Below are 13,266 nucleotides of genomic sequence, written 5' to 3'. Positions count from 1 at the left end.
AGCCTGAACGACAGCCGGGCACCCCCGCGCTGGGAAAACGTCTGCGCCACCGGTGCCTCAATCGTCGATCAGGCCGCCCGCCTCGTGCAACGGGTAGGGCCCGGCATGGTCGCCGATCACGCGGTGGTGGGTGATCACTTCATTGGCGCGCCAGAGGTGGAGCTGGTACCCCGGCGGCTCCATGACGAAGGCGGAAGGGCCGTCCTCGCGCAGATCGAGGGCGGCGCTGAAGCAGCAGCTGGCGAGGGTGCCGGCGAAGCGCTGGAAGATCGGCGATGCACGTGCCCGCAGATAACGCGCGCCACGTTGGGGTAATCGACCACAACGCGGCCATCCCGGGGACATCGGCCGTGGTGCCATGTCTCATCCAGGTGCTCGCCACTCCCCTGCCGTCCTCCCTCCCGCTGCGTTTATCGCAGTCCATCGCACAATCTTGCCAAACCCTGTTGACTCTCTTCGACGTTAGTCTGATTATTTAATTGCTTTGATAAAGCAATTAATCAAGAGGCGTGAATGCTGACCCTCCAAATTCGCAGGCTACTGACCGAACTGCTGCTACGCGGGCCGATGCCGCGAAGCCAGCTGGCGGCGAACGTCGGGATCAACCCCTCGACGGTGACCCGGCTGACGCAGCAGTTGATCGACGCGCGCTATCTGCGCGAGGGCGAGGCGCTGATCGAGAAGCGCCAACCCGGCCGGCGCGCCATCGAACTGCATCTGTGTGCCGATGAACATTTCGTGATTGGTATCGCGATCAATGCCTATCAGCAGACGGTGGCAGTCGCCAACCTGACCGGGACGGTCCTCGCGCGGCGTGGAGTTTCGCGCTCCTGGAGCCCGGACCCCAGGGCCTCCTTGAGCGCGCTGGCCACGGCTGCCAGGGAAGCGCTGAGTGAGTGCGGTATCGCGCTCGACCAGGTGGTCGCGACGGGGGTGGCCTGCGCGGGGCAGGTCGACCCCACGGGCAGGCGGGTAGAGAGCTCACCGGACATCGGCTGGTTCCAGATCCCGGTTGCCGAGTGGCTGGAGGCGTCGCTCGGCCCGCCGGTATTCGTCGAGACGATGCAGAACGCACTCAACTCGACGGAGTGCGCTTTCGGGGCGGCGGCGGGAACGCGCTCGTCGCTGCTGGTGTCGGTGGCGCTGGGTATCGGCTCCAGCCTGATCGTCGATGGCAAGGTGGTTCGCGCGCGCTCGCAGACGCTGGCCTCGATGGGACATATGCCGGTGGCGGGCGTCGAGGCGCTTTGCAACTGTGGTCGACGGGGGTGCCTCAACACCGTGGCGTCGGGGTACGCCGTACTGCGACGCCTGGGCAGTGCCGAGGGCTACGAGCGGCCCCAGCAGCACTCTCCCGCGCTGGCCAGCCGACTGTTCGAGGTCCTCGCGTGCGCGGCGAGCGATTCCACGATCGCGTATGAACTCGAGCGCGCCGGCGAACAGCTCGGCGAGGCCTTGAAGTCGAGCATCGTCATCGCCTCGCCCGAGCGTATCGCGCTGTCAGGGCCGGTCGCGCAGATGGAAAGTTATCAACAGGGGGTTCGCCAGGCCTTGAGCCCCAACGAGCGGGATCCTTTCGGCTGGGACGGCGAGCTGACGGTCGTCTCTACCCGATTGGAGGACGCTGCCGCCCGACTGGCGTTGCATCGCCAGGTCTTTCTGGCCGAGATGCAGGCATGAGCTAGCACGGGAGCGTGAAGGATCACGGCTGAAAGCCGCACAGCAATGACAAAAACAGCGTTTTTCCTAAATCCAACAACACCAATAGGAAGGGAAACACCATGACTTTTGTAGCGAATCTCTCTCGCCCTCTCAAGGGGCTGGCCGTCGGCCTGGCGGTACTGTCGACGTTGACCATGGCGGCTGCCGGCCCGGCGCGAGCCGATGGCGATTACCCCTCCCAACCGATCCGCCTGGTGGTGCCGTTCGGCCCCGGCGGCTCGACCGATCTCGCTGCCCGGGTGCTGGCCAAGGAGCTGCCGCCGATCATCGGCGCCGACATTGCGGTGATCAACGTGCCCGGTGCCGGCGGTGCGGTGGGCACCAAGCAGGTGATCGACAGCGCTGCCGACGGTTACACGCTACTGATGGCGGCGATCGGCTCCAACGTCCTCCGCCCGGCGCTCAACCCGGATCTCCCGTACCACTACGACGACGTGACCTACCTCGGACGCACGCAGATCAACCCCAACGTGCTGATCGTGCGTAACGGCACCTATGCCGATTTCGCCGAGTTCCAGCAGGCGCTCGAGACCCGGCAGGGCAAGCTGCGCTACGGCACGGCGGGGGTAGGGCAGGTGACGCATCTCGGCCCGATTCTGCTCTACCAGGCGCTGGACATTCCGACCGAGGCCGCAACGCCGGTGCACTACGACTCGGACCCGGCGGCCATGCTCGCGCTGATGCAGGGCGAGGTGGATTTCGTGCAGGCCAACCTGCCGTCCGTGGCCTCCGCCATTCAGGGCGACCAAGTCAAGGCGTTGGCGGTGACGACGCCCGAGCGTATCGACGCGCTGCCGGACGTACCGACCTACACCGAACTGGGGCTGCCCGATGTCTCCATTGTCGGTTGGCGCGGCGTCGCCGGACCGAAAGACCTGCCCCAGGATGTCGTCGATAGCTGGAATCGGGCGCTCGCCGAGCTCACCCGGTCGGACGCCTGGCTCGAGGCAACCCGTCAGCTCGGTGATGACCCGGCCTACCTGAACGGGGCGGACTTCACCGAATTCGCAAAGCAGGATTTCGAGCGCTATCGCGCCATTGGCGACAGCCTGGGGCTGACGCACTGATCCGCTGATACCCCTCCGGTGGCCGGCCGACGGTGGTGTCGATTCGACACGCCTCGGCCGCGCGCCTGCGAATTCGACGGCGCCGCGGTGACGATGGCGCCGTGACGACGGACACCCTCCCAGGACATCCCCATGCGCAAGGTCCATACGTCCGAGCTGTGGCTGCCGCTCTGCCTGCTGGCGGGCTGTCTGCTGCTCTGGTTCTGGCTGATTCCCCAGCACATTGCGGTTTTCGGCGGTGGCGCCGGCCCTGGCCCGCGATTCTTCCCGCAAATTCTCACCCTGATGCTCGCCGGGCTTGCCGCGCTGCGCCTGGTCCAGGTGCTGTGGCTTTCGCTGGCGCCTGACTCGGAGGTGACGACGGGGTCGCGCTGGCGGCGCGAGCTCGCGGTCGTCGTCACGCTGCTGCTGGTCTATCCGGCGGTTTACTGGCTCGGCGTACTGCCGACCTGCGGTCTGCTCATGGCGTGGCTGATGTGGCGTTTCCGCATGCCCGGCCTGTGGCGAATCGGCGGCGTTACCGTGATCACCATCGCGCTCTTCTATCTGCTGTTCGTGGTGGTGGCTTCCGTATCGCTTCCCGCCGGCGCGCTTTTCGACCTGCTCCCATAGCAAGGAACTCGATATGGAGACGATTTTGCATTTACCCGTGGCCGTGGCGAGCTACCTGCTCGACATCGCCCATGGGCTGTGGGCCGGTGCACACCTGTTCATGAGCTGGAACAACCTGCTGGCGGTGTTCGGCGGGGTCACCATCGGCTGTTTCTTCGGGGCACTGCCGGGTTTGAGCATTACGCTGGCCGTCGCGCTGGTCATGCCGTTCAGCTACGGCATGGAGCCGCTCACCGGGCTCACGCTGCTGTCGGCGGTCTATGTCGGCGCGATCTACGGTGGCTCGATTTCGGCGATCCTGTTCAATACGCCCGGTACGCCGGCGGCGGCCTGTACCACGGTAGATGGCTACGCACTGACCCAGAAAGGGATGGCCGGCAAGGCACTCCAGATGGCCAACGTGTCGTCGATGGTCGGCGACCTCACCAGTACCTGCCTGGTGATTCTGCTGTTTCCGCTGCTGGCCAAGGTGACGATCTATTTCAAGTCGCCGGAGTACTTCGCGCTGATCTGCTTCGCCATCACCATCGTCGGCAGCGTTGCGGGGCGCTCTATCGTGCTCGGGATCATCGCCGGCATCATGGGGTTTCTGCTCTCGACCATCGGCATGGACCCGGTGGAAGGCTCGGGGCGCTTCGATTTCGGTTCGATCGAGCTGCTGAGTGGCGTCGGCTTCGTGCCGTTGTTGATCGGGCTGTTCGCCATTCCCGAGTTCGTGCGTCAGTACCGTCGCAGCCGCATGGCGACAGGACCGATCACCCTGGCCGACGGCGGTGCGACCGTCGCGAACGACCGGCTGACCAAACGCGAGTTCTTCGAATCCCTGCCGCATATGCTGCGCGGCGGCGTGATCGGTCTCGCACTCGGCGTCATTCCCGGCCTCGGCGCGACGCCCGCGGCCTTCGTGAGCTACGAGCAGGCCAAGCGTCGCAGCAAGAAGGCCCACCTGTTCGGCAAGGGGTCGCTCGAGGGCATCGCGGCCTCTGAATCCGGCAACAACGGCGTCAACGGCGCCACGCTGGCGCCACTTTTGACGCTCGGTATCCCGGGCGACGTGGTCACCGCGATCATGCTGGGTGCGCTGCTGGTCTTCAATCTGCAGCCGGGGCCGATGTTTTTCGCCCTGCATGCCGATCTGGTCTACGGGCTCTTCGTGGCGCTACTGGTCTGCGATATCGCGCTCAGGCTCGTCGGCCTGGTGTTCATTCGTATCGGGCGCTACGTCACGCGCGTGCCTACCGGCTATGTCTTCCCGATGATCTTCGTGCTCTGTGTGCTGGGGGCCTACGCGAGCAACAACCACCTGTTCGACATCGCCACCATGCTGATCTTCGGCGTGGTCGGCGTGATCTTTGCCCGCGTCGGGCTGCCGGTGGTGCCGTTCGTCATCGCCTTCATCCTGGGGCCAATGCTCGAGAAGGGGCTGCGCCGTTCGCTGGCCGCCTCGGGCGGCGATATCTCCGTGCTCTTCAGTAGCCCCATCTCGCTGATTTTCTACGCACTGACGCTGATCGCCATCGTCTCGATCGTCAGGAGCCGGTGGCAGGCCGTCAGGCGCGACCGATCCTCTGAATCCACGCCATCCTCCACCGTCAAGGACGCCCTCGATGAATAACGACTCCCGATTCCTGTTTCGCTACGTGGTGGTCTCCGACACCCATGTACGCCCCAGCGTCATCGACGACTCCTCGCCCTGGCCGGTCAATGCCAGGGCCAATGCGCGGGCGCGCTACGCCGTCGAACTGATCAATCGGGCAGCGCCGGCTTTCGTGTTGCACCTGGGGGATGTCGTCCATCCGCTGCCGTCGCTGTCGAGCTACGAAGATGCCATCAGCGAGGCCAAGGAGATCCTCGCCGGACTCGACGCGCCTCTGCATGTCATTCCCGGTAACCATGACATCGGCGACAAACCCATGCCGGGGCTGCCAGCGGCACCGGTCGACGCCGAGAGCATCGAGAAATTTCGGGCCAACTTCGGCGAGGATTGGCAGGCGTTCGAACACGGGGGCTGCCGCTTCGTATTGTTGAACGTCGAGTTGTTGAATTCGGGCCTCGAGCGCGAGCAGGTCCAGAAAGCGTGGCTCGAAGCGGAGCTTGCCCGGCCGTTTGCCGGACGCACCTTCGTCTTCACCCACTACCCGACCCATATCCTCGCGCCGGATGAGCCCTCGAACTATGACAACCTCGACGAGCCGGCGCGCTCGTGGCTCATGGGGTTGATCGCCCAGGCCAACGTCTCGGCGGTCTTTTCGGGCCACGTGCATAACTTCTTTCACAACCGCGTGGGCGGGACCGATTTCTACGTGCTGCCCTCGACGTCGTTCGTGCGCCAGGACTACGCGGAGTTCTTTCGCCAGGCACCTGCCGCCGAACTCGGCCGCGACGATGCAGCCAAGCTGGGCTTTCTCGTCATCGACGTGTTCGAGGATGCGGTCGTCGTTCACACCGCCCGCACGCTCGGACTGGAGCTCGAGGCGCGGGGAGCCGCCGCCGGCAGTACGGCTGAACATCGCGCCATGCGCCAGATACCGCCGGTCGGCTGGAGGGGCAATCGTCTCGGTGTCAACCTGCGTCACGACTGGGCGGAAGTGGTCAAACTGCCGTTCAACGGGCCGATGGATGAATTTTTGCGCAAGGAGGCGCGCAACGACTACACGCTTTTCAACCTGGTCGACTTCGGTGTCCGCAAGGTGAGGGTGCCGCTCAGGGATTTCGACGACCCGAGCTATCGGGAGCGTCTCGAGCTGCTCTGCGAACTCGGCATCGAGATCACCGCCTTCCAGTTCGGGATCCCTGGCGAAGCGACGCTGTCGCTGGTCGAGCGCCATGCCGCGCAGATCGCCACCTTCGAAATCATTGCGCCGTGGCAGGAGCGACACGCGCTGCTGGCGGCGATCGCGGCGCGGCGGGCGACGCTGCCGATCAGGTTGGCCCTTGCCTGCATTACCAGCTCCGCGGATGGCGACACGGTGGGCAGTCAGTTCGCCCACTACGTGAGTTACGGATTCAGCGAATCCCGGTGGGAGGAGATCGCGGATTTCAGCCGAACTTCTGACGCTGCCGGTTTGATCGACGCCTTCGTCTTCACCGTGCCGGTGCGCGAAGGGGTGATCGGCGCGGTCGAGCGATTGGGCCGCAGGGCGCGCGAGCTGGGCATCGGGGTCAACGTCAACGTGCGCCTCGCGTCCGAAATTCCGTCGGAAGTCATCGATGACGACGCACTGATCGCCGCCCGCGTGGCCGAGGCTGTCATCGCCGCGTGCGCCTGGCGGGATCAGGATCTGTTTATCGACACCTTCAACAGTCTCGACCGCGGCTATTTTCCGCGTACTGGGCTCTGTGACCGGTTGCTCAATCCAACGCCGGCGGGGGAAGTGTATCGCAATCTCGGCCTGGTGCTGCAGGATGATGACATCGGGATCGGCGCCGCCGGTGCCGGCGACACGCTGGCGCTGGAAGCGGCGGGTGAAAAGCTGATCCTGGTGGGGGCGCCCGGCCGCCAGGGTTTACCCTCCAGCTCGGGATGGTTGCTGCTTGGCGATGGATGTCACTGCATCGACGTGCCTGAAGGCCATGCCGGCCCCCTGCTGGCCTGCCGGCGCGAATGGCTGGAAACCCGCGCACCGATGATGCTGCCCCGCGGGCTCGCCTCTTCGTAGGCCGCCTGGTCCGTTGCCGCGGAGACGAGAGGGGCAGGCCCAGGTGCGGGGTCGGTGCACGGTGGTCTATCCAGTGCCCCTGCAGTCGATCGCTGGGGCGGCTGGCGGGATGGCCGGGCGTGGCGTACCAGTGACGACAGCGGAGGGCACCCCCGCGCGGGGAAGACCTTTGCGCCACCGGTGCCTCACTCGTCGATCAGCCCGCCCGCCTCGTGAAACGGATAGGGCCCGGCATGGTCGCCGATCACGCCGTGGTGGGTGATCAGTTCATTGGCGCGCCAGAGGTGGAGCTGGTATCCCGGCGGTTCCATGACGAAGGCGGAGGGGCCGTCCTCGCGCAGGTCGAGGGCGACCTGATGGGCGGTGCTGGGACAGCAGCTGGCGATGGTGCCGGCGAAGCGCTGGAAGATCGTGCGATGCACATGGCCGCAGATAATGCGCTCCACATTGGGGTAATCGGCCACGATCGCGGCCATCTCGGCAGCGCCGGCCAGGCCGATGGCGTCCATGTGCGCGATGCCGGTGGCGAATGGCGGATGATGCATGAAGATCAGGGTCGGGCGCTCGGGCTGTTCGGCCAGCCGCGCGGCGAGCCATTCGAGCCGCTCGGCGCAGAGCTCGCCGCGACTCTCGCCCGGCACCAGGGTGTCCAGTGCCAGCAGCCTTAGCGGGAAGCGTTCGACGGTGTACTGAATGAACGCGCCGCCGCCGAGATAGTCGTGATCGGGAAAGGCGTCGCGCATCGCCTGGCGATCGTCGTGGTTGCCGGGAATCAGGTACCACGGGATCTCCAGCGGCTGGACCTGCTCGGCCAGCGTGGCGTACTCCTCCGGGCGGCCGAAATCGGTGGCATCGCCGGTAATCAGCACCACGTCGGGCCGGGGGACGAGCGCGTTGAGCGCTGCCACCGCCGGGGGGAGATAGCGGTCGGTTTCGACCACCCGGTAGGCCTTCTGGCCGGGACGACGAATGTGCAGGTCGGTGAGTTGTGCGATCAGCATGCAGAGGTTCCAGGTTGTTCGGATTCAGGCCACGCGGGCCTGCTCGATGAGAGCGGAGACGATATCGCCCGGCTGCCAGATGGCGTCTGGCGCGGCCAGGGCGGTGAAGCGCTGGCCGTCGGCGAGCGCCAGTTCGAAGCGGATATGGCTGCCGAGGAAGAAGCGTGCCTGGACGCAGGCGGGCAATCCCCGGCCGGGGGGCGCGAGTTCGACCTCGTGCGGACGGAAGGTCAGCGCCGCGACGCCATGGCGGGTGGCCACCTCGCCGCCCTCCAGCCGGCACAGGGTGCCGAGGAAATCGGCGACGAAGGGCGAGGCGGGATCGCGGTAGAGGGTCTCCGGCGCGCCCAACTGCTCCAGGCGGCCGGCGGACATCACCGCGACCCGGTCGCCCAGCATCATCGCCTCCTCCTGGTCGTGGGTGACGATGACGCAAGTGATGCCGAGTGTCTTGAGCAGCTTGGCGAGATCCACCCGCAGCTGCTGGCGCAGGCGGGCATCGAGTGCGGTCAACGGTTCGTCGAGCAGCAGCACGCGGGGTTCGATGGTGATCGCCCGGGCCAGCGCCACGCGCTGACGCTGCCCCCCGGAGAGCTGATCGATACGCCGCTCCGCCAGCGCTTCCAGCTCGACCAGTTCGAGCATTTCCGCCACGCGTCGGCGCCGGCTGGCGGCATCCACGCCACGAATCTTCAGACCGTAGCCGACATTGCCGGCGACATTCATGTTGGGGAACAGCGCGTAGCCCTGGAACACCACCCCCACGCCGCGCGCTTCCGGCGCTACCTGGGTGACGTCGTCGTCGCCGAAGCGAATCCGGCCACCCTCGTCGGCGCTCTCCAGTCCGCAGATCATGCGCAGCAGGGTGGTCTTGCCGCAGCCCGAGGGGCCGAGCAGCGCCAGCGTCTCGCCGGCGTCGATCGACAGGTTCAGCGGCGCCAGGGCGCGGGTGCCGTCGGGCCAGGTCTTGGCGCAGTTGTCGAGCCTGATGGTCAGCGGGTGTGTCATGTCGTTGAGTCGCTCATGTACGTGATGAAGTCATGTCGATGCGCCAAGACCGAGGCCGCCGTGGCGCGTCGAGCGGGCGGCGATCCACTGCAGCCCGACCATCAGCGGCAGCAGCATCAGCAGGAAGACGAGGGTGTAGGCGGAGGCCACCTCGAGTCGCATCGAGGCGTAGCTGTCGGCCAGCCCCACCGGCAGTGTCTTGGTCAGCGGCGTATGCAGCAGCCAGGTCAGGTTGAACTCGCCGATGGAGAGCGTCACCACGGTCAGCGCGCCGGTGACGATGCCGCTTCTGGCAGCGGGCACGATGATGTCGAAGAAGCGCCGGCGGCGACTGGCACCGAGGGTCGCGGCAGCTTCGTCCAGCACCACCAGGTCGGCCCCCTGCATCCCGGCGCGCACGGCGCGCACCATGAACGGCAGCGTGAACAGCACATGGCCGATGACGATGAACGCCACGCTGCTGCGCAACCAGCCGACGCTGCCCCAGGAGACGATCAGGGCCAGCGCGGTGGCGAGCCCGGGGACGGCCACCGGCAGGGTCAGCAGCTCCTCCAGCAGGCGTGAGAGCCGGCCGGGAAACAGCGTCAGCACCCAGGCGGCGGGTACGCCGATGATGGTGGTGATGGCGAGGGTGGCCAGTGCCACGCCATAGGAGCGCCAGATCGTGTCGGCGTAGAGATCCCAGACCTGAACGATCCAGTCCAGCGTCAGCCCGCTGGAGAGGCCGACGAAATAGTTCCTCGTCACCCCGGCGGTCACCGACAGCAGCACCGGGCCGATCAGGAAGGCGGCGACGGCGAGCGTGGCGGTCAGGCCGAGCCGGGTGTCGAAGCGTGAATGCCTCATGCGGGAACTCCTGCGGTCATCTCAGTTTCCCCTTGCCGTACGGGCGGCCAGGCTGTTGGCGACGTAGAGCACCGCCCAGGTGGCCAGCCCCAGTACCACCGAGAGCGCCGCGGCGACCGGGAGGTTGGCGTAGTTGGTGAACTCGTCGTAGATGGTGATCGGCAGCACGTCGATCCGGGTACCGAGGGTGAACACGGTGCCGAAGGCGCCCATGGCGGTGGCGAAGCACATCGCCCCGGCCGCGGTCAGCGCGCCGGTCAGCGCCGGCAGCTCGATATCGACGAACCGGCGCCAGGGGTTTGCGCCCAATGTCTGCGCCGCTTCCAGCCAGTGCTTGTCGATCCCCTCCACTGCCGTCATCAGCACGCCGATGGTGCGCGGCAGCAGAAAGTAGAGATAGCCGATGAAGAGCCCTGCCATGCCGTAGGCCAGTACCATCGGGTCACCGGAAAGCGCCTTCGAGAGTGTGTTGAGCACGCCCTGGCGGCCGGTGGCGAGAATCACCAGGAAACCCACCACCACACCGGGGAAAGCGAGCGGAAAGAGCAGCAGCGACATCAGCACCCGCCGCCCGGGGAAGTCGGGGTGGCGAGCCAGGAAACGGCTGACGGGCAGGGCGATGACGAGCGTGGCCAGCGTTGCCCCCAGCGACAGCGCCACGGTATTGATCAGACTCTGCCAGTAGCGCGGTTGGGTCACCACCAGCCAGTAGGCGGAAGCGTCCATGCCCTGTGGCGTGGCGGCACCGATCCCGGCCAGCTTGGCCATCGGCAGTAACCAGAAGGCGAGGAACAGCACCACGGCGGGTGCGGCGATCACCAACCAGGCTCGTCGTCGACCCATGGCGTCAATTCACCTCGTTGGCATAGCGCTGGGAGAAGGCCCGCTGCGCCGCGGCCATCCTGGCGTAGTCGACGGTTCCGGCGCGGGCGTAGTCGCTGTCCGGCAGGAACTTCGCCTGCGCTTCCGGCGACGCCGCGCCGGGACGGACCGGGCGCAGGTAGGCGTTGGCCCAGATCGCCTGACCCTTGTCGGAGAGCACGTAGTCGAGCACCTTCTTGCCCGCTTCCGGGTGCGGGTCGTTGGCGACCAGGCTCATCACGTAGGGCACGGTGACGGTGCCCTCCTGGGGGATCACGAACTGCACGTTGACCTTGTCGTCGTAGCGCGCCCGGTAGGCGTTGAAGTCGTAGTCGAGCAGGATCGGAATCTCGCCGGAGAGCACACGGGCGTAGGCGGTCTGCTTGGGCACGATGGGATCATTGGCCTGCAGCTTCCGGAACCACTCGATCGCCGGGGTGAAATCGTCCAGCGAGCCGCCCAGCGCCCCGTTGACCGCGACCGCGCCGACATAGCCGACGAACGCCGACGACGGATCGAGATAGCCGACCATGCCGCGATACTCGGGCTTGAGCAGGTCGCTCCACGACTGCGGTACCGGCGCGCCGTTGAGCGCATCGACGTTGACCATGAAGCCCAGGGTGCCCGAGTGGATGGCGAACCACCTGCCGTCAGGGTCTTTCAGGCCGTCAGGTATCTCGTCCCAGTGGGCCGGCTTGTAGCCCTGTACCAGCCCCTGCTCGGCGGCCTGGATGCCGAAGGTGACACCGTAATAGACGACATCGGCGACCGGGTTGCTCTTCTCGGCGGTGATCGAGGCCAGCGACTGGCCGGAGTTCTTGTTGTCCTGGGGCACGTGGATGCCGGTATCCGCCTCGATGGCCTTCAACTGGGTGCCCCAGTCGGCCCACTCCGGCGGGCAGTTGTAGCAGATGGCGTTGTCGGCGGCCTGGGCCGCTAGCGACCCGAGGGCTGCGGCGGTGAATCCCAGTGCCATGACGGCGGTGCGAAGCGTCTGTTTCATGATGATCCGATCCTCTGGGTTGGCGATGCGGTGGTTGGGTGGTGCGACGTTGGAGTGGTTCGACGGTGCTAGTCGACCGGCAGGCGGGCGACGGTGCCACCTCCACTCAGGCGATGTGGCAGGCGCACGGAGCGGCTGCTTCCGCCGGCGAGGGCGTTGAGCAGTTCATGGCAGGCCTGGCTGCCGATCTCGCTGCTGGGTTGGTGGACGCTGGCCAGCGACGGCACCATCAGCGCGCCGAAGGCCATGCCGTCGAAGCCGCAGACGGAAAGGTCGTCCGGCACGCGCAGACCCAGGGTCGCCAACTCCGCTATCACCGAGGCGGCCAGCAGATCGTTGGAGCAGAACAGGGCGGTGGGCGGCCTGGGCGAGGAGAGCAGGCTCCGCAGGCGATCACGATCCGCCGCGGTATGCCGGGGCATCGAGACATGGGTGGGTGCGGGTAGATCCAGGCGGGCCGCGCGATCCAGGACGCCGTCGAGACGCTTCGACGCCCGGTCGGAGGCGTCCAGCGGCCCACTGATCATGGCGAGCCGGCGGTGACCGCTGGCGACCAGATGCTCGACCATGTCGCCGGCGGCGGCGAGATTGTCGACGCTGACGAACGGATGCCGATCGCTCTCGTTGTAGGCGAGCACGAACGGCAGGCCGCTGGCGGTGAGCTCGGCCAGCGTGGCGCTGCGTGCCGGGTCGGCAACGGTCAGGATCATGCCCTCGACACGGTGGTCGAGCAGGCTGTGCGCGGCCGCCCGCTCGCGTCGACTGTCGTACCCGGTGGTCGCCAGCATCACGCTGTAGCCCGCCTTCAGCGCACGCTCCTCGGCACCCTCGAAGCAGGCGGCAAAGACCGGATTGGACATCGTCGGCAGCAGTAGTCCCAGTGTCCGGGTGCTGCCCGATCGCAGGCTGCTGCCCACCTTGCTGGGCCGGAAACCGAGCTGCCTGGCAGTAGTGAGTATCCGCTCGCGAGTGGCGTCGCTGAGCAGCTCCGGCCGGTTGAAGGCACGCGACACCGTGGCCGGGGAAACCCCGACCCGTTCGGCGATCTGGACCAGTGAGGGACGTGATGACGGCATGACAGCGACTTTGCCTGCAACGATGAAAACGTTTGCAGTCTGGCGCTGATGCATGACGCTGCCGTGACGCCGGGATGTCAATTGGGTGACATGAGACAAGCTCGACGAGTTCGATATCAACCGTCTGTTTTTGAAGACTAATTAACGCTGGACTTCAAACTGCTCCGGATTCGCTCGAGAGATTTCATGATCGAGCGCTCGAGCGGTCCCAAAACAATCAGACACTACCTGTTTCTCGATCACACATGACGACAACCAAAAGACAATACTTGTTGGCTGGCGGGGTGATGTGGATAGGTAACATGAAAGTAGGGAAGTCGACATAAAAGCTTTATGTCTATGGGCTGACTTTCATGACGTGTGCCTCTACGACATGAGATGCCATCCGTAAGCTGATTGATAAAAAGGTGC

12 protein-coding genes are annotated in these 13,266 nt (G+C 66.0%); 5 read left to right on the top strand and 7 right to left on the bottom strand.

Annotated features, from left to right (window positions below; all coding sequences use genetic code 11):
* Nucleotides 1-57: 57 nt before the first annotated feature.
* Entirely contained in the window at nt 58-360 is a 303-nt protein-coding gene (locus AAGT95_RS04845) for a hypothetical protein (protein ID WP_342595709.1), read from the bottom strand.
* A 153-nt stretch (nt 361-513) separates the two neighbouring features.
* Here AAGT95_RS04845 and AAGT95_RS04840 point away from each other — a divergent pair, with 153 nt between their 5' ends.
* The 5 genes from AAGT95_RS04840 to AAGT95_RS04820 all read left to right on the top strand — a co-directional run bounded on the left by AAGT95_RS04840 (nt 514) and on the right by AAGT95_RS04820 (nt 7,060).
* Nucleotides 514-1,680, top strand: a complete 1,167-nt coding sequence (locus tag AAGT95_RS04840; protein WP_342595708.1) for an ROK family transcriptional regulator — start codon at nt 514-516, stop codon at nt 1,678-1,680.
* Between the two features lie 101 nt (nt 1,681-1,781).
* Nucleotides 1,782-2,789: a Bug family tripartite tricarboxylate transporter substrate binding protein gene (locus AAGT95_RS04835; protein WP_110601412.1), complete on the top strand. Its 1,008-nt coding sequence runs from the start codon at nt 1,782-1,784 to the stop codon at nt 2,787-2,789.
* A gap of 132 nt (nt 2,790-2,921) precedes the next feature.
* Nucleotides 2,922-3,401, top strand: coding sequence for a tripartite tricarboxylate transporter TctB family protein (locus AAGT95_RS04830; RefSeq protein WP_342595707.1), 480 nt, complete (start codon nt 2,922-2,924; stop codon nt 3,399-3,401).
* Nucleotides 3,402-3,414: 13 nt separating this feature from the next.
* Entirely contained in the window at nt 3,415-5,016 is a 1,602-nt protein-coding gene (locus AAGT95_RS04825; RefSeq protein WP_110601407.1) for a tripartite tricarboxylate transporter permease, read from the top strand.
* On the top strand, nt 5,009-7,060 hold the full coding sequence (locus tag AAGT95_RS04820; protein ID WP_342595706.1) for a metallophosphoesterase: 2,052 nt from the start codon (nt 5,009-5,011) through the stop codon (nt 7,058-7,060). Before AAGT95_RS04825 ends, AAGT95_RS04820 begins: the two co-directional genes overlap by 8 nt.
* Before the next feature lie 185 nt (nt 7,061-7,245).
* Here the strand turns inward: AAGT95_RS04820 and AAGT95_RS04815 are convergent, their stop codons facing one another.
* The 6 genes from AAGT95_RS04815 to AAGT95_RS04790 form a co-directional block, all read right to left on the bottom strand.
* A complete protein-coding gene (locus tag AAGT95_RS04815) occupies nt 7,246-8,061 on the bottom strand; it encodes a phosphodiesterase (RefSeq protein ID WP_342595705.1) in 816 nt (271 codons plus the stop codon).
* Between the two features lie 24 nt (nt 8,062-8,085).
* Nucleotides 8,086-9,069 carry an ABC transporter ATP-binding protein gene (locus AAGT95_RS04810; protein WP_342595704.1) on the bottom strand — a complete coding sequence of 328 codons (984 nt, stop codon included), beginning with the start codon at nt 9,067-9,069 and terminating at the stop codon, nt 8,086-8,088.
* Nucleotides 9,070-9,099: 30 nt separating this feature from the next.
* Nucleotides 9,100-9,915, bottom strand: a complete 816-nt coding sequence (locus AAGT95_RS04805; protein ID WP_342595703.1) for an ABC transporter permease — start codon at nt 9,913-9,915, stop codon at nt 9,100-9,102.
* 21 nt (nt 9,916-9,936) lie between these two features.
* Entirely contained in the window at nt 9,937-10,758 is an 822-nt protein-coding gene (locus tag AAGT95_RS04800; protein WP_342595702.1) for an ABC transporter permease, read from the bottom strand.
* 4 nt (nt 10,759-10,762) lie between these two features.
* The gene (locus AAGT95_RS04795; protein ID WP_342595701.1) at nt 10,763-11,779 is read right to left on the bottom strand and encodes an ABC transporter substrate-binding protein; all 1,017 of its coding nucleotides are present in this window, start codon (nt 11,777-11,779) and stop codon (nt 10,763-10,765) included.
* Between the two features lie 68 nt (nt 11,780-11,847).
* On the bottom strand, nt 11,848-12,855 hold the full coding sequence (locus AAGT95_RS04790; RefSeq protein WP_342595700.1) for a LacI family DNA-binding transcriptional regulator: 1,008 nt from the start codon (nt 12,853-12,855) through the stop codon (nt 11,848-11,850).
* Nucleotides 12,856-13,266 lie beyond the last annotated feature (411 nt).

Origin of the sequence: Salinicola lusitanus (assembly GCF_038648475.1) — a bacterium.
Taxonomy (GTDB): domain Bacteria; phylum Pseudomonadota; class Gammaproteobacteria; order Pseudomonadales; family Halomonadaceae; genus Salinicola; species Salinicola lusitanus.
Note: the sequence above shows the minus strand (reverse complement) of the source record. Positions and strands in the feature narration are given on the sequence as shown.

Coding starts and splice junctions, on each gene's coding strand:
- AAGT95_RS04845 (WP_342595709.1), bottom strand. CDS start 360: ATGGCACCACGGCCGATGTCCCCGGGATGGCCGCGTTGTGGTCGATTA.
- AAGT95_RS04840 (WP_342595708.1), top strand. CDS start 514: ATGCTGACCCTCCAAATTCGCAGGCTACTGACCGAACTGCTGCTACGC.
- AAGT95_RS04835 (WP_110601412.1), top strand. CDS start 1,782: ATGACTTTTGTAGCGAATCTCTCTCGCCCTCTCAAGGGGCTGGCCGTC.
- AAGT95_RS04830 (WP_342595707.1), top strand. CDS start 2,922: ATGCGCAAGGTCCATACGTCCGAGCTGTGGCTGCCGCTCTGCCTGCTG.
- AAGT95_RS04825 (WP_110601407.1), top strand. CDS start 3,415: ATGGAGACGATTTTGCATTTACCCGTGGCCGTGGCGAGCTACCTGCTC.
- AAGT95_RS04820 (WP_342595706.1), top strand. CDS start 5,009: ATGAATAACGACTCCCGATTCCTGTTTCGCTACGTGGTGGTCTCCGAC.
- AAGT95_RS04815 (WP_342595705.1), bottom strand. CDS start 8,061: ATGCTGATCGCACAACTCACCGACCTGCACATTCGTCGTCCCGGCCAG.
- AAGT95_RS04810 (WP_342595704.1), bottom strand. CDS start 9,069: ATGACACACCCGCTGACCATCAGGCTCGACAACTGCGCCAAGACCTGG.
- AAGT95_RS04805 (WP_342595703.1), bottom strand. CDS start 9,915: ATGAGGCATTCACGCTTCGACACCCGGCTCGGCCTGACCGCCACGCTC.
- AAGT95_RS04800 (WP_342595702.1), bottom strand. CDS start 10,758: ATGGGTCGACGACGAGCCTGGTTGGTGATCGCCGCACCCGCCGTGGTG.
- AAGT95_RS04795 (WP_342595701.1), bottom strand. CDS start 11,779: ATGAAACAGACGCTTCGCACCGCCGTCATGGCACTGGGATTCACCGCC.
- AAGT95_RS04790 (WP_342595700.1), bottom strand. CDS start 12,855: ATGCCGTCATCACGTCCCTCACTGGTCCAGATCGCCGAACGGGTCGGG.